This is a genomic window from Kitasatospora sp. NPDC093558, assembly GCF_040683475.1.
Lineage (GTDB): Bacteria > Actinomycetota > Actinomycetes > Streptomycetales > Streptomycetaceae > Kitasatospora.
The window spans coordinates 11,815-27,056 of sequence record NZ_JBFBDY010000042.1 but is presented as its reverse complement, the minus strand read 5'-3'; the positions used below and the strand labels follow the sequence as shown (position 1 = coordinate 27,056).

Here is a 15,242-nt window from a genome sequence, read left to right as displayed (position 1 = left end):
TCCCGCGGAAGCGTCCGCGGGAGGGCTCGTGCGGAGGTCAGCCCTTCGGTGCGGCGGCCGGCTGCGCCGCCTCGTCCGCGAGAGGGGTTTCCGGCTCCGCCCGGCCGACGCCGCGCACGGTCGGCAGCAGGCAGATGAGCGAGCAGGGCAGCACCGCGAAGGAGATGGCCGTCAGCAGGGTGCCGGAGTCGCCCATGTGCTGGGCGACGGGGCCCACCAGCGCGTAGCCGAGTGGCATCGAGACCAGGCTGAACAGCGTGTCGTACGAGGAGACCCGGGAGAGCACGTCCTCGGGTATGACGCGCTGGAGGGTCGCGTCCCAGAGCGCGTTGAGCAGGACGACCCCGCCGTTGGAGGCGGCGGCGGCGAGCGCGACCACCGGTGCCGGCAGGCCGCCGAGCAGCGCGAGGAGTGGCAGGGCCGCCAGGGTGAGGGCCAGGTTGCCCGCGACCAGGGGGCGGCTCGGCTGCCAGCGCATGGCCAGCGTGCTCGCCGCCAGTGATCCGGCCGACATGCCGGCCGCCACCAGCCCCCAGGCGGCGGAACCGCCGAGGTGCCGCTGGGCGAGGACCGGGCCGAGGACGAAGAACGTCGCCATGCCGAAGTTCCAGGCGGCGTGGGCCAGGAGGTTCAGCAGCAGCCACCGGCGGGCGGACACCTCGTGCCAGCCCCTGACCAGGTCGGCGATGAAGGTGCGTCCCGTTCTCGCCCGGACCGCGATCCCGGTCAGCCTCAGCAGCATGGTGACGTTGACCGCGAAGGACGCCGCGTCGATGAAGTACACCACCTGCGGGGCGGTGAACGGGATGAGGAGTCCGGCGACGGCCGGGCCCGCGATCATGGCACTGCTACGGGTCAACGACTGCAGGGCCGCGGCCTGTTGGAGCATGGGCCGCTCCACCAACGCCGGCACCAGCCCGGCGGAGGCCGGGCCGTAGAAGCCCGCCGCGATGCCGTACAGGCCGTTCCCGACCGCCAGCACCGCAGCCGAGTCGTGCCCGGTGGTGATCAGCAGCCCCAGGCCCAACTGCACGGCGCAGCGCACGGCATCGGCCCCGGCCATCTGGTGGCGGCGCGAGGTCCGGTCCGCCAGGACGCCGCCGATCAGCGCCGCCAGCACTCGGCAGATCATCCCGACGGCCAGGACGGCGCCGAGACCGGTCGCACCGCCACCGGCCCCCAGGACGGTGAACGCCGTGACCACCGGGACCATGCCGTCACCGACGGAAGACACCAGCTGGCCGGTCCAGAAGGTCCGGAAAGCGCGGATTCCCAGCGGTGCGAAACCGTCCCGCAGACTCATCCGAATCAGCCGACCGTTTCGACCGCGACGCTGTTGGGCCACCAGATCGCGACGGACCCGGACGGCGTGGCGGCTTCGTTGCCGAAGTGACCGGCGAACACCAGCAGGACCGCGACGGCGGCGGCGAGACAGAGCAAGACAGAGATGGATCGCGTGTGCATGACCGTCCTACGGCTCGGAGTTCTCTGGACCGGGAGAACGGACGTCTGAATTATCTGCTTCCCCCTCCCCCATACTGAGGGAGGCCTCGGACGGCGTTCCAGCCTTCCAGGGGTGCGAGTGGATGCCATGGCAGGCACCCGCACCCCCGGGCGGGTGAGTCCGCGGGCGAGCGGTCCGGGGAATGGCGGATTGACGAATCGTCACATCGGGCAGGGCCCGAGGTGAATTGTCGGCGAGATCGCGTGCCGATTCCTAGGGGGCGAGCCAGCCGAGTTGGACCGCCTTTACCCCGGCCTCGAAACGGCTCTTCGCCTGCAGGTCGACCAGCAGTTCGGAAATCAACCGGCTGAGCGTTCGCGGGGATATGCCCAAGACCCGGGCGATCCGATCGTCCTTGACCCCGTCCGCCAGCAGCCTCAGCAGTGCCGTCTGCTGTTCGCCGGGGCCATTCACGACCGGCCCCTGGTGTTCCGCGTCGAGGAGGTGCGCCTGGTGCCAACAGTGCTCGAAGAACGCGAGGCCGGCCTGCACCAGCGGTCCGCCGCGCAGGACGCAGATACCGCTTCCCGGGTTGGCCGGGTCGAGCGGGAGCAGAACGAGCTCCCGGTCGACGATGAGGAGATCGGTCGGCACGTGAGCGCACAGGCGCAACTCGGTGCCGATCTCGACCGCGCTCTGGAAGTAGCGGCGCAGCCGGGTCGCCGCGAAGAAGCTGGCCGGGTAGAGCGAGCGGAGGGTCACGCCGCGGTCCAGCAACCGGCGGTCCCGGTCCAGCGACGCGGCCAACTGCTCGGCGTCCGGCAACGGGCCGGGGTGCATCGACTCGACGGTGGAGGTCGTCAGCTCGGCCAGGTCGTCGAAGAACCGCCCGATCTCGGCGCGTTCGGTGATGACGGTCATCCGCAGCTCGGCCTGCTCGCCGGCCGGCAGGAACGTGTAGTCGGCCAGCAGTCGCTCGACCGCGTCGACCCGGTGCAACAACTGCCGTGAATAATCCTTCAGTTGTTCGCGCTGCTCGACGAGCAGTTGTCTCAGGGCGGCGCTGGCGGGCAACGCCACGATGCCGTCCCCCGGCGATGATTCCTTCACCATGCGCAGATCTGACAGTTCGTCAAGAGCCAATCCCAGACTCTTCGATGACACCGCCAGAGCGGACTGCAGCTCGTCTCGGCCGATAGCACCCTCGGTCCTGAGGGTTTCGTACACCCGTCGACTCGATATCCCGGAGATCCCTTCCATGGATACCCCCCCAGTCAGAAGCGAAAGGCCAGTACAAACGACCCGGAAGAATTCGGCGGCAAGCATACCAGTCGAATTTCCGACTACTCCTGGGCATACCGGACAATAGGCGCAATGTGGCTTACGATTCATCGACCCCGTGCGCAGTTTCGAAAACCCGGTGCGCAGTATCGAAATGAGAATTCGATCTGAATCGAGATTCGGTCCAACAAGTCCGCAAGTCTCCGCTCCTCGTGTCCACCGTCGTAGCGGTGCAGCTCGACCCGACCGCCGCCCTGTTCCACCGCACGGGCGTACGCCTCGATCTGGGCCGGCGGGCAGCGCGGGTCGCGGGCACCGGCCATCAGGAGGACGGGGGCCCGGACGGCCGCCGCCCAGGTGATCGGCGAAGCCCGGTGATAGCGCTCCGGCACGTCGCTCGGAGTACCGCCGAAGAGGGCCCGGTCCAGCGCGCGCAGCCGCTCGGTCTCGTCCTCGTACGCGGCGGCGAAGTCCGCGACCGGGGCGATCGCGAAACCGGCCCGCCACCGGTCCGGGTGGACCCCCAGCGCGAGCAGGGCGAGATAGCCACCCCAGGAGCTTCCTCCCACGATCACCCGGGTGTCGTCGATCGACCCGTTCGCGGCCAGGTGCGCGCGGACCGCCATGAGATCGGCGAGTTCGGTGTGCCCGACGTCGCCGCCGGCCGCCTCGCGCCACGCCCGCCCGTAGCCGGTGGAGCCCCGGTAGTTGGTCCGCACCACCTGGTACCCGTGGTCCACCCAGGCGGAGACGTACGGGTCGTAGGCGTCGGCGTCGTACGTGGCGGGGCCACCGTGCAGCAGGAACAGGGTGGGCGGTACCGGGCCGTCGTGGTCGACCGGCGGAGCGGAGAGCAGGGCGTGCACCGGTCCGCCCGGACCGTCCGCCCAGATGTCCCGTGCCGGGGCCCCGTCCGGCAGATCGCCGCCGTACAACGTGCCGTGTCGAGTGGAGCGGACCCGCGGAGAGCGCTCCGAGGACGACCAGAGGTAGTCGACACCGTCCGGGCGGGCGGTGGCGGCACGGATCTCACCGGGGTCGTGGGGGATCCGCCGTGGGGCGCCGTCGAGCGGGAGCTCGTACAACTCGTCACGCCCTTGCCAGGAACGGCAGACCACCAGGCCCGATCCGTCCAGGGTCCACTGTGCGCGCAGTTCGCCGGTCAGCCCGTGCTGCACCTCCAGCACAGTCCCCGCCCGGCAGTCCCACAGCAGCAGCCGGTGCCCGTCCCGCTCCTCCGAGAGCACCAACAGGCGCTCGTCCCCCGGGTGGGGCGAGAAGCCCAACGGCCGGGCGACCCCTTGCTCCCCCAACGGCCAGTCGGCCAGCACCTCGCCGCTCACCGGGTCCAGCACCCGCAGATCCGGTCGCAGCGGGCCGCCCGCCCCGACATCCGTGACCGACAGCATCGCGCCGTCCGCCGACAGTTGCTCGACCTGGCGGTCTCCGGCGAAGTCGAGCTCCGTGCCCCGACCGACGTCGGCACCGGACTCGCCACCGGTCAGGATCCTGGTCCTGCCGTCGCCGAAACTGCCGACCGCGAACCGGCCACCGCCCAGGGCGAGTCCGGCGGGGCGCCCGTCCGGGCCGATCCGCTCGGCGGCGCCGCCCTCGAAGGGTTCGCGCCACCACCGGCCACGGCCGATGCGCTGCGGATCGGCGAACCACCACACCCATCGGCCGGTCGGGTCGATCGCGTACCTCCCCGTCCCACCGGGCTGGTCGGTCACCTGGCGACGTGATCCGCTGCCCTGGTCCCAGGCCATGACCTCGGGTTTACCGGACTCCGCGGTCAACAGCACGCAGCGGTCCGGCGCGAGTGCCGCGTAGCGGGGCAGGTGCGGCCGGCCACCGGCGAACCTCCGTCGCCAGCCCGCCGGTTCGGGTGAGGTGAGGTCCACGGGGCGCGTCACCGGACACCCCCCTGGGCAGCGGGAGCGTGGTCGGCGGGAGCGTGGTCGGCGGACCAGCCCGCGGCCGCCCAGCTCCCGATCCGGCGCACCGCCTCCGCCAGGTCCTCCGCAGGAACGGCAAAGCTCAGCCGGGCTCGGCTCCCGCTCTGCGCACCGAACTCGGTGCCCGGCGAAGCGAGCACCCGCAGCCGGAGCGCCAGGGTCCGGCACCAGGTCTCGGCGTCCAGACCGGAGGCCGAGACGTCCGGCCAGACGAAACATCCGGCCTGCGGGGTTTCCACGCGCAGCCCGGCCGCGCGCAGCCCGGTGACCAACCGGTCCCGGCCCGCCAGCAGCGCGGCGCGGTGACCGGCCGGGTGCTCGTCGCCGGCCCGCAGCACGGCCAGCGCGCAGAGCTGGGAGACGGTGGAAACGGACATGCTCAAGGCGTAGTGGGTCCGGGCGATCCGCGCGGCGAGGTCGGCGTGGGCGTGCGCGTATCCGACCCTGAAGCCGGTCATGGCATGGCCCTTGGAGAAGCTGAAGACGGACACGAAACGGTCGGCCGACGCTCCGGCTCCGGCGGCCGGCGACCGGTGGGCCGCGTCGAAGCACAGCTCCTCGTACACTTCGTCGCTCACCACCGTGAGCTGCCGGTGTGCCTCCAGCAGTGCGTACAGCCGCGGGTACCAGGCGGGGTCGGCCACCATCCCGGTCGGGTTGGCGGGGAAGTTCCACACCAGAACGGCGGCCCCCGACGCGGCCCTTTCCAGGACGTCCCAGTCGGGCCCCGCTTCGTCCACCCGGTACCCCACGGTCCGCAGGCCGAGCGAGCGGCACACCGCGCGGTAGGCCGGATAGCCCGGCTCCGGGAGGAGCACGGTGCTTCCCGGCGCGCAGACGGCGGCCAGCGTCGCGGCGATCGCCTGGCTGGCGCCGTTGGTCACCACCACCCCCCGCCCGTCGGCGTCGAGGTGATTGACCCGGACGAGCTTCTCCGCCAACTCCCGGCGCAGCACGGGCAGACCGCCCGGAGGCGCGTAGCCGAGGGACGGGCGGTCCGCCAGCTTGCGCAGGACGTCCGACACCACGGGCGGCATCGGATGTGCCGGGTCGCCCAACCCCAGGTCGAGGACGCGGTCCGCCGGAACGGACCGGAGATCGGTGGTCATGCTGGCTTCCTTTCCGGGGGTGGCTATAACTAGGGGGGTGTACGAAACCGCCGAAGACCTCGCCCGGCTCCAGGACCTCATCGACGACAGCGCCCGCCGGGCCTCACCCGGGCTGCGCGCCTCCTTCGGCCTGCCCGAACAGTCCCTGTCGGCCGCGCAGTTGGTCCGTGCCTGCGACGGAGTCTTCCGGGTCGTCCTGGCGACGGTGACGGCCGCCGGGGAGCCGCGCTGCGCGCCGGTGGGGGCGTTGTTCGTCCGGGGCCGCCTGTACATCCCCACGACCGCCGGAACGTTGCGCGCCCGCAACCTCGCCGCCCGCCCCGGCCTGAGCCTCAGCCTGGCCGACGACGACGGGTTCGCGCTGATCGCGCACGGCACGGGCGCACTGGTCACCCCCGCCGACCCGGGGTTCGGCGAGGTCGAGGACGCCCAGTTCGCCGCCAGGGGCGCCCGGGTCGGCGATTGGGGACAGGGCCTCTTCGTCGAGGCACGGCTCGGTTCCCTGTTCACCTACGCCCGCGACCCGGCGGGCTACCCACCGGCCGAACCGGCACCGGCCGCGGGTCCCACAGGCCGGGACCGCCGTTCCTGAGCCGCAGTCCCGCCCACAGCGGCCCGGCCGAACCGTCGGCCAGCGAGTGGTTGACGTGACGGCCGGAGTCGTCCGGCAGCAGGAACCGCCCGTGCCGCCGGTTGGCCCGCGCCGCGATGGCCTCGAACACCGTGTCGACGGCGGGCGGGTCGACCAGCGCGGTGCCGTCGAGCTCCGCGGCGTCCAGCAGGAACTCCGCCCAGCCGCTGAGCCCGCGGGCCAGGCCCGTCCGGGCCGGGCTGTGCCAGCGCGGCAGCACACGGGCGAGCTGCCGCACCGTGGCGCGCGTGTCCAGCCCGCACTGTGCGGCGGCCACCAACAGGCGGCCTTCCCCGGCCAGACCGTCGTGGTGCGCCAACTGCCCGACACCGCCGACGGCGTGGCCGGCGACCCGGTCGCGGATCTCCGCCACCAACCGTTCCGCCCAGCGCGCCGCCGGAGCGTGGCCCAGGAAGCGGCCCACGGCCAGCAGGAACCAGGCGACCCCGGCCCTGCCCGACGAGAGGCCCGCGGCCATCGGTACCGCGGCCGAGTCCAGAACGGCCACCAGGGCCTCCGCGCAGGCCACCGCGGCCTCCGCCGGACCGGGCTCACCGGTGGCCAGGTGCAGGCGCAGCTGGAGCGTCCCGAGCCCGGCGATGCCGTGGCCCAGGCTGCACCGCAACGCCGAATCGGCCTCGGTGACCAGTGGCCAAGCCGCGGCGGCGAGGTCCGCCGCACCGCGTGCCGTCCTGGCCTTCAACTCTTCGTCACCGAGTGCCTCGGCCGCCTCCCACAACGCCCACAACCGGCCCGACTCCCCTGACGCCAGCCCCGGCCGCGGGCCGGGACGCAGCGAGTCCGGCGACGGCGACCGCTCGAGCTCTCCGGCCAGCAACCGCACCGCCTCGCGGAGTTCCTCCTGATCGGAGCCGGCCTGCGCCCGGGCGGCGCGCGCCAGCACGAGCAGCGGACCCGCGGCGCCGAAGTCCGTGCCGAGGCCGTCGCGGCGACGACGCCACGCCGGCCGGAGCTTGAGCCGCCGGTCGCCGAACCACAGCACGAGCCTGGTCAGTTCGTCGATGCCGTCGGCGAACACGACCTCCCTCGTCGCGCGCTTCGGCTCCGGGGTGCGGGCACGGTCGTGCGGGTGCCGGACGGAGGCGGCAGCGGCCAGTCGAGCGGCTGCCGCCCGGGCGGTCGGCCGACGGGCCGGGTCCTCGCTCAACAGGTCCCGCACCAGCGGAGCGACCGCCGCGGCGAAGCCGTACCGGTCGTCCGACGCCGCCAGTTCCGCGCCGAGCAGGTCCGCGGTGCTCCGGCTGCCGGGCGGGACCAACGGGTCGCGTCCGGCGGCCAGCAGGAACCACAGGCCTCCCAGCGCGTGCGCATCGGCGGCCGGCCCCGGTGCGGTACCGAACAGCGGGGCGAGGTACTGCTCGGGGGCCGCATAGCCGGCGGTGTGGTCACGGACGACGCGGTCGCCCGGCCGGGCCGCCAGTTCGAGGTCGATCAGCCGGCAGCGGCCGTCCGGGCCGACGATGACGTTCCCGGGGGACAGATCGCACAGCACCCAGCCCGCCGCGTGCACGGCGGCCACCGCCTCCGCCAGCGAGCCGGCCACCTGCCGAACCCGGGGGCCGACCGACTCGCCGGGGCGCCAGGTGGTGTCCACGCAGTCGGCGAGGGTCACGCCGGCCAGCCGCTCCTGCACCAGGAACGCGGACGTCCCGGTCTCGACCAGGGCGAGCACCGCGGGGACAACGCCCGTACCGGCCAGGGCGCCGAGCGCCGCCGCCTCGTGCCGCAGCACGTCCCGCGCATCCGCGCCGTCGGGGGTGGCACCGATGTGCGCGCGTACGTGCTTGATCACCACCTCGTGGCCGGTCTCGGTGTCGTGGCCGAGAAAGACACCGCCACGGGCGGAGCGGCGCAGGACCGCCCGCACCCGGTAACGGTCGGCTATCAGCGGTGCGCGGCCGGCGGCAGCGGCGACCGCCCGGCCCGGCAGCGCCGGGGCCCACCCCGGCGGCGCGAAACGATCCCGGACATCGGGCTCGGCGGTGCCGTCCGGTCGGAGCAGTACGGGTACCAGAGCACCGTCCTCGGTGAGCCGGTCCGCGGTGGTGAACGCGCCGTAGCGGTGGTAGACCGGCGAACCGTCCCGCCACAACGCGTCCGAGAGCACGGGCGGGCCGGCCAGCCCCGCGGTGGCCTCGGCCAGCAGGTCGCCGAGCGTCGCGCACTGCCCGGCGTCCGCGGGGTAGACGGTCAGGAACTTGCCGGTACCGGAGGCCTCGTACCGGGCCGAGACGAGGTGCAGCAGCACCGCAAGGTCCTCGGCGCACTTGAAGGCCACCCGGTGCTCGCGCAGCACCGGCAGGCAGGCGGCCAGCACGGCCGTCGCGGCACCGGGCTCCGCCGAGACGTGCAACTTCCAGCCCTGCTGCGGAAGTCGATGGCCGACGGGACGGGCGTGGAACCAGAAGCCGTCGCCCGAGGTCTCCCAGTCGGCACCGCCGAGCAGCGTTGCCACCAGGGGGGCGTAGGCCTCGTTACCGGTGGCCGACAGCTCCTCGCGCCACTCGGTCACTCGGTCACCGGGCACTGTCGGTCACCTGACCGTTCGCCAGGGGCCGGTCAGCGCCGTGCTGCCCTGCAGCCCGTCCGTACAGCCGGCCGGCCCGACCACCACACAACGGGCGGCGTCCGGCAGCAGCGTGCGCCGGGCGGTCCGCAGGACCTCCTCGGGACCGATGTCACCCCAGAGTTCGAACAGCTCGTCCTCCGCCTGTGCCTCGCCGCGCCGCAGGATCTCCTGGCCGATCACCGAGCAGCGGCCGTGCGCCGTCTCACGGTCCCGGACGTGAACGCCCCGGTTCATCGCCGCCGCACGGGCCAGTTCGCCGTCGGTCAACGGCTTCTCCAACGCCTCCTCCAGCAGGACGCGCAGCGCGTCCACCGCCTCCGCCACCCGCTCGGGAGCGCAGCCGAGCACGGCGATCAGGGCGCCGGTGCGCGCGTGCGGCTCCAGCACCGTCCGCGCCTGGTAGGCCAGGCCGAGCTCACCGCGCAGCCGGGTACTGATCCGGTTGCCGGGCATGGCCCCGATGGCGGCGTGGAACAGCCGCATCGCGTACATCTCACGTGTGCTCAGCCGGTAGGAGACCCCGGGGACGGCGAGTGCCACCAGTGCGGTGCGGCCGGGGAGTTCGAGCGCGGTGTGGACCAGCGGGCCGTACGTGTCGGGAGCCGTGCCGGGAACCGGACGCGCGGCCCCGTCGGGCGCGCCGAGGTGCCGGGTGACGACCTCGTCGAGGGCCGGGTGGTGGCCCGGCGCGTCGATGAGCAGCGTCGACCGCTCCGGGCCCGCCAGGTCGCGGGCGAAGGCCGCGACATCGGCGGTGGTGAGCCGGGCGATCTCGTCGGCGTCACCGAGCGGCGGCAGCGAGAACGGGCCGGGGCCGTGCAGGGCCGCGGTCACCAGGTGCCGCAGCCGGCGCTGGCGGTCGTCGGCGAACATCCGCAGCTCGTTGCCGATCGCCGTGGACTGCGCGGCCATCTCCGCCGGGTCCCAGCGCGGAGCCGTGTAACAGGTCAGCAGCAGGTCCAGTGCCTGCGGCAGTGTGTCGTCCGGGCCGCTGATGTGGAAGGCGGAGTACTCGGCTGCGGTGTGCGCATTGAATTCGTGCCCCAGCGCGGACGCGGCGGCGGCGATGCTCCGGGCGGTGCCGTACGGTCCGGCGCCGGCGAAGAACCCGTGTTCGTACAGGTGGGCCAGGCCCGACTTGCCCACCGGATCGGACCACGAGCCGCTGGACAGCACGAGCATGGCACAAGCCGAGCGCGACGTTCCCGGCCTGCTGCGATGGACGGTCACCGGCCCGGCCGCGAGGCTGCTCACCGCTGGGCCGCTTTGACCACCGAAGCCACCAGGCCGTTCACCCGGGCCCGCATGCCCGGCTCCGCCAGCCGCAGCGTGCCGGCGGCATCGCGCTCGTAGTCGGCCGGGGTGGTGACGGCCTGCTCCGGCACGCACAGGCCGTACAGGCCGCGCACGACGATGCGCAGGTGGTCGCAGGCCTGGACCGCGGTGAGCTTCGGGCCGTGGGCCAGCAGGCCGACGGGCTTGCCGTCGAACTCGGCCATGCTCAGGCAGTCCAGGGCGTTCTTCAGCACTCCGGAGTACGAGTTGTGGTAGACCGGGCCGGCCAGGACGAAGGCGTCGGCGCGCTGTGCGGCGGCCACGAACTCCCGCACCGAGGGGTCGGGGTTGGCCGCCGGGTCGTGGTGGTAGGCCGGGTCCGCGATCGGCAGCGGGCGCTGCCCGAGTTCCCACACCGTGCTCTGGAAGCCCTGCTGCCGCACACAGCCGGCGGTGTAGCGGGCCAGTGCGCCGGTGTACCCGTCGGCGCGCACGCTGCCGCACAGCACCAGCACTTCCCGGGGCCGAACCGCCGCGATGTCATCCGTCATGGTCGTTCCTCTCTCGACTACTGCGTCTCAACTGCGCCGCCCACGAGGCCAGTCCGACGGCGAGCGGGGTGTCGGCGGTGAAACCCAGGAAGCGCCGGGCAGCCGACACGTCCAGCTGCCACTTGACCGGTGCCGGACGGTCCTCGTCCGGGCGGTCGACCTCGACGGTCGCGCCGAGTGCGGTGAAGGCCTGCGCGACGCGAGCCACCGGCAGCGGGCTGCCGGTGCCGATGTTCAGGACGGTCGGAGCGTCGTCCGGTGCCGCGGCGAACAGCGCCAGTGCCCGGGCCGCGTCGTCCACGTACAGGTACTCGCGGTTGTCCAGCCACGACGGCACGCGCAGTGACCGGCCGGTCAGGTGCAGGGCGAGCAGCCGCAGCAGCGACGCTGCCATCCAGCCGCCGCCGGCCCTGGCACCGGGGCCGTAGACGCCGCTGAGCCGAGCGATCCGGACGGTGGTCCGGCTGCCGGCACACACCCCGAGCCCGATCGCCTCGGCGGCCGCCTTCGCCGCGCCGTACGCGGTGACCGGGCGGCACGGGGCCGTTTCGCCGACGGCGACCGGCCCGGTGCCGGCCGGCGCGACCGGTGTGCCGTAGACCCCGAGGCTCGACAGCAACAGGAACCGCGGCACTTCCGCCTGAACAGCGGCCTGGGCCAGGTGGGTCGTGGCGGCCGCGGTGCCGGTGAGCAGTTCGGCGGTCTCCTCCGCGGTGGCCGCGGTGAGCCGTCCGGCGGCGTGGACCACCAGATCGGGCCGCAGCCGGGCCACCGCCGCCGCGGTCTCCGCGCGGTCGGCCAGGTCCAGGGCCAGCGAGCGCCCGCCGGCCCGGTCGCCGACCGCGCGGGCCCGCTGCTCGTCCCGGTCGGCGCAGACCACGTCGCAGCCCAGCCGGTTCAGCCGGCCGGCGAGGGCGGCGCCGAGCATCCCCGCGCCGACCACCAGGACACGTTGCCCGGCCGGCGACAGCTCGTCCGCGGCCGGGATCCCGGCCTCCGGAGTCCCCGTCATGACAGCGGCGAAGGCGGCGGGCCGGCGAAGCGGGAGACCTCCAGGCCGCATTCGTCCACCGGCAGGGCGGTCGTGGCGACGGCCCCGTTCGCCCTGACGTCGTCCGCCCAGCGGCCCAAGTCACGTGCGAACGCCGGGTGCTTGACGTCGTGCGCGATGACGACGGCTCCCGGTGCGAGGTACGGTGCCCAGCGCTCCAGCACCCGGTGGTAGCCCGCCTTGCGGGCACCGGGTTCGTCGACGTCCAGCAGCAGGAGATCCCACGGGCCCTCGGCGGCCAGGGCCGATGCGTCGTAGGCGTCGGCGCACACCGCTCGCGCGCCGGAGTGGTAGCCGGCCCGGCGCAGGTTCTCTTCGGCAAGCCCCACGGCTTCCGCGTCGACGTCCAGCCCGACGGCCGTCACGCCCTCGTACCCGGCCGCGGGGCCGAAACCAGGTCCGGCGACCCAGCCCAGCAGGTTCCCCGCGTAGCACCCGAGGACGGCTATCCGCCGGGGCCGGTGGAGCGCGGCAACGGCGTAGAGGATCCTCGCCGCGAGCGGGGTCAGGTGGGTGTCGGGCACGCGGAACGTCTCGTACAGCCGGGACCGGAGCAGGTGATAGCCGTCCCAGAGGTCGTCCGACGCCGCCGGAAGCACGCCCTCGCGGTGGCAGTGGTCCAGCATCCGCTGGGCCAGCCGGTCGGTCTGGGCGACCGTGAGCACGGGCGGGACGACGGCCTGTGTCATCGCGGCATCCCCGGGACGACGGTCGCGGCGTACGTTCCGAGACCGCGCAGGTCCCGTACGACCCCGGCGAAGTCCGGCACCTGACGGGGGTTGCCGATGACGGTCTCGCGCGGTGCCACCCACGCGCCCATGGCCGCCAGCATCGACCGCAGTTGGGCGGCCGCGTGATACGCGGAGGAGTGGTCCGCACCGATGACCAGCAGGATCACCGTCTTGCCGGCCAGCGGCAGGACCCGGTCCGGGACGAGGTCGTAGTTGGCGCCGCCGAGCACGTTGAACAGGTTGACCAGCGGTCCGGCGACGGAGTTCCAGTACGCGGGCGCCGAGACGACCAGTACGTCGGACTCGTCGATCGTCTTCCGCACCCGGTCGAGGTCCGGGCTTCCGTACTCGGCGCAGGTACGGCCGTCGAACTGCGGAATGTCCATTTCCCGCAGATCGACCTGTTCGTACGGGGTGTCCGCATCGCCCAGGCCGGCCTGTACCGCCAGGAGCAACTGCCGCGCCGAGGAAGGACGTTCGATGCCCGGTCCCGGCTTACGGCTGCCGCACAGCAAGGTCACCCGGTTCATCGGATCGCTCCTTCGGTCTCAGGGCGTTCGGTGGTCGCCACACCGGCCAGGAACCGGTTGAGGTCGTAGCTGGGCCGGCCTTCGAGGTCGACCGAGGCCACGTAGGACGGCAGCTTGGAGGACGGCACCAGGATCTCGGCCCCCGCCGCGTGCAGCGCCGCGATCGACCGCTCCTGGTCACCGCTCGCCAGGTCGCGCACCGCGGCCGGGAAGTGGATCTCCGCCGCGGCCAGGGTCTCGGCGTCCAGTGGCTCGGTGCCCAGCACGGCCGACCACAGCAGACCGGACAGCTGCTGCCGGTAGGCGTCCTCGTCCCGCAGCCAGCGGGCCAGCCGGGTGCCCTCGCGGAAGACGGCCAGGGCTTCGGCGTGCCGCCCGCGCTTGTGCTCGACGTAGCCGAGTGCCGACAGCATGCGCTCCAGGTAGAACGGGTCACGCAGCGACTCGGCCAGGCCGACGGCCAGTTCCAGCGACTCCGCGGACCCCGGGAAGTCCTGGTTGCGCAGCCGCAGCAGCCCTATCGCGTACTGGTACAGCGCGAGGTAGTCGGACCGGTCCGCGGACAGCAGCACCGAGGAGACCGAGGTCAGGAAGGACTGCGCCTGCTCGTAGCGGCCGGTGATCTCCAGCAGGAACGACAGGTTGTACCCCAGGTTGTAGCGCAGGTAGAACGCGCTCATCCCGGGCAGACCCCGCACCGCCGCGAACGCGGCCAGCTCCTCCCGGTACGCCTCGGCGAACCGGGCCTCGCGCTCGACGGGGTCGGTGGCCTTGCGGGCCTCCAGCACGGCCGCCAGTGCCAGGCCGTTGCCGACCCAGGCCCGCTCCACCAAGGCCTCGACGCTGGGATCGGCCAGATCGTCCACCGCGCGCCGCGCCCGCCCGTAGAAGGTGCGGGCCGCTTCCGGGTCGTAGGAACGCTTGGTCGCGATGAGCGCCAGCAGATAATTCAGATGGGCGACGTCCTCGGGGCGCCGGGCCAGTTCGAGCGCCTTCCCGAGCAGGAGTTCCGCCTCCGGGATGTCGCCGACCTGGGCCGCGGATATGGCTTCGAGACGGAACAGCTGAACCTGCAGCTCCGGCCCGTCCCCGGCCGAAATCCCACCGTTTTCGTGCAGTCGACGGGCCGTTCCGGACACCAGGCGCGAGCGCTCGAAATTCTGCATGGCCAGCGAATCACCGACCAGCCGGAGAAGATCGGGAAGACCGCCCTGCAGAGCACGGTGCACCGCACTCTCGAGCGCCTCGGCACCGTTTTCCGAAATTGCCGTCCCACGGGTTTCCCCGTCCGCCTCGGGGAGGTGGACGATCACGCCCCGGCGCGCTGCCAGATTGTCGAAGAACGTGCCGCGGAGGCGGCCGACGACCTCGTCCTGGGCGGCCGACGGCCGGCCGAGGAAGCCACGGACGAGAAGGCCGGCCGAACCATCGGCGGCAACCAGCGCGGCCCGGTAGAGCACGCGTACGGAGGGGCGGTCCCAGAGGTCCAGGGCCGCCACGTCGAGGAGCAGCGGGCCGGTGCCGGCCAGCAGCCGGGCGCAGTCGGCCACCAGCCGGGCGGCGGCGTCGATCCACAGGGCGCTGGTGTGCGACTCACGGCTGATCCGGCGGGTGGTACCGAGCGCGGCGGCCTCCGAGAACGGCAGCACCCGGCCGATCTCCTGGCGCTGAGCAGGAGAGGTCAGAAGATCGAGGGTGTCCTGGTGACGGCTGCGCAGCCGGGAGACCGCCGCCTCGTCCGGGAACGCGTCCACCCGGGCGAGCAGCTCCCGCAGCAGGATGTCCAGGCCCCCGAGGTCCTCGAACCCGGGCCGCGGAGCCGGTACCCGCACTGTTTCGGCGGGCTGCGGCAGTCCGGCCGCCACCGAGCAGTCCACGGTCGAGTGTGCCGCGGAGCACAACACCATGAGCCGGTGATCCGGTTGCCAGGCGAGGCCCTCCTCGGCCAGCCAGGGGCGCTGAGCGCCCGCCGCAGACGCCTCCGCCATGGAAAGGGTTGAACTCACGACTCCACCACTCCAGGTCACGGGAAAGTGCGGCCCCCGGAATCCGGGGGCCGCCACTTCATTCAGTCGGAATTCCGGGTCCCCCCGG

The 15,242-nt window shown here is 73.1% G+C and carries 13 protein-coding genes; 1 reads left to right on the top strand and 12 read right to left on the bottom strand.

Features of this window, described 5'->3' with window-relative positions:
- Window positions 1–37: 37 nt before the first annotated feature.
- The 5 genes from AB0O00_RS07505 to AB0O00_RS07485 all read right to left on the bottom strand — a co-directional run bounded on the left by AB0O00_RS07505 (window position 38) and on the right by AB0O00_RS07485 (window position 5,789).
- Complete coding sequence (locus AB0O00_RS07505) at window positions 38–1,303, bottom strand: MFS transporter (protein ID WP_363649161.1); 1,266 nt, start codon at window positions 1,301–1,303, stop codon at window positions 38–40.
- 5 nt (window positions 1,304–1,308) lie between these two features.
- Entirely contained in the window at window positions 1,309–1,440 is a 132-nt protein-coding gene (locus AB0O00_RS07500) for a hypothetical protein (protein WP_363649160.1), read from the bottom strand.
- A 277-nt stretch (window positions 1,441–1,717) separates the two neighbouring features.
- Complete coding sequence (locus tag AB0O00_RS07495; protein WP_363649159.1) at window positions 1,718–2,671, bottom strand: helix-turn-helix domain-containing protein; 954 nt, start codon at window positions 2,669–2,671, stop codon at window positions 1,718–1,720.
- A gap of 161 nt (window positions 2,672–2,832) precedes the next feature.
- Window positions 2,833–4,638, bottom strand: coding sequence for an alpha/beta fold hydrolase (locus tag AB0O00_RS07490; protein WP_363649158.1), 1,806 nt, complete (start codon window positions 4,636–4,638; stop codon window positions 2,833–2,835).
- The gene (locus AB0O00_RS07485; RefSeq protein ID WP_363649157.1) at window positions 4,635–5,789 is read right to left on the bottom strand and encodes a pyridoxal phosphate-dependent aminotransferase; all 1,155 of its coding nucleotides are present in this window, start codon (window positions 5,787–5,789) and stop codon (window positions 4,635–4,637) included. The genes AB0O00_RS07490 and AB0O00_RS07485 overlap by 4 nt, the downstream gene beginning before the upstream one ends.
- 37 nt (window positions 5,790–5,826) lie before the next feature.
- Here AB0O00_RS07485 and AB0O00_RS07480 point away from each other — a divergent pair, with 37 nt between their 5' ends.
- A complete protein-coding gene (locus AB0O00_RS07480) occupies window positions 5,827–6,381 on the top strand; it encodes a pyridoxamine 5'-phosphate oxidase family protein (protein ID WP_363649156.1) in 555 nt (184 codons plus the stop codon).
- Here AB0O00_RS07480 and AB0O00_RS07475 read toward each other — a convergent pair.
- From AB0O00_RS07475 to AB0O00_RS07445, 7 genes are read right to left on the bottom strand one after another with little or no spacing between them, the layout of a single operon-like run.
- On the bottom strand, window positions 6,296–8,953 hold the full coding sequence (locus AB0O00_RS07475) for a hypothetical protein (RefSeq protein ID WP_363649155.1): 2,658 nt from the start codon (window positions 8,951–8,953) through the stop codon (window positions 6,296–6,298). The two genes, AB0O00_RS07480 and AB0O00_RS07475, sit on opposite strands and share 86 nt — an antisense overlap.
- Window positions 8,954–8,974: 21 nt before the next feature.
- Complete coding sequence (locus AB0O00_RS07470) at window positions 8,975–10,240, bottom strand: pitrilysin family protein (RefSeq protein ID WP_363649163.1); 1,266 nt, start codon at window positions 10,238–10,240, stop codon at window positions 8,975–8,977.
- Window positions 10,241–10,260: 20 nt separating this feature from the next.
- On the bottom strand, window positions 10,261–10,836 hold the full coding sequence (locus AB0O00_RS07465; RefSeq protein ID WP_363649154.1) for an NADPH-dependent FMN reductase: 576 nt from the start codon (window positions 10,834–10,836) through the stop codon (window positions 10,261–10,263).
- A complete protein-coding gene (locus tag AB0O00_RS07460; RefSeq protein WP_363649153.1) occupies window positions 10,826–11,848 on the bottom strand; it encodes an NAD(P)-dependent oxidoreductase in 1,023 nt (340 codons plus the stop codon). Before AB0O00_RS07460 ends, AB0O00_RS07465 begins: the two co-directional genes overlap by 11 nt.
- Window positions 11,845–12,576, bottom strand: coding sequence for a class I SAM-dependent methyltransferase (locus AB0O00_RS07455; RefSeq protein ID WP_363649152.1), 732 nt, complete (start codon window positions 12,574–12,576; stop codon window positions 11,845–11,847). Before AB0O00_RS07455 ends, AB0O00_RS07460 begins: the two co-directional genes overlap by 4 nt.
- Window positions 12,573–13,148, bottom strand: a complete 576-nt coding sequence (locus AB0O00_RS07450) for an NAD(P)H-dependent oxidoreductase (protein WP_363649151.1) — start codon at window positions 13,146–13,148, stop codon at window positions 12,573–12,575. The genes AB0O00_RS07455 and AB0O00_RS07450 overlap by 4 nt, the downstream gene beginning before the upstream one ends.
- A complete protein-coding gene (locus AB0O00_RS07445) occupies window positions 13,145–15,136 on the bottom strand; it encodes a hypothetical protein (protein ID WP_363649150.1) in 1,992 nt (663 codons plus the stop codon). The genes AB0O00_RS07450 and AB0O00_RS07445 overlap by 4 nt, the downstream gene beginning before the upstream one ends.
- Window positions 15,137–15,242: the final 106 nt, after the last annotated feature.

Excerpts from the sequence above, each read along its gene's own strand:
- AB0O00_RS07505 (WP_363649161.1), bottom strand. The coding sequence starts at position 1,303 with ATGAGTCTGCGGGACGGTTTCGCACCGCTGGGAATCCGCGCTTTCCGG.
- AB0O00_RS07485 (WP_363649157.1), bottom strand. The coding sequence starts at position 5,789 with ATGACCACCGATCTCCGGTCCGTTCCGGCGGACCGCGTCCTCGACCTG.
- AB0O00_RS07465 (WP_363649154.1), bottom strand. The coding sequence starts at position 10,836 with ATGACGGATGACATCGCGGCGGTTCGGCCCCGGGAAGTGCTGGTGCTG.
- AB0O00_RS07460 (WP_363649153.1), bottom strand. The coding sequence starts at position 11,848 with ATGACGGGGACTCCGGAGGCCGGGATCCCGGCCGCGGACGAGCTGTCG.
- AB0O00_RS07455 (WP_363649152.1), bottom strand. The coding sequence starts at position 12,576 with ATGACACAGGCCGTCGTCCCGCCCGTGCTCACGGTCGCCCAGACCGAC.
- AB0O00_RS07450 (WP_363649151.1), bottom strand. The coding sequence starts at position 13,148 with ATGAACCGGGTGACCTTGCTGTGCGGCAGCCGTAAGCCGGGACCGGGC.
- AB0O00_RS07445 (WP_363649150.1), bottom strand. The coding sequence starts at position 15,136 with ATGGCGGAGGCGTCTGCGGCGGGCGCTCAGCGCCCCTGGCTGGCCGAG.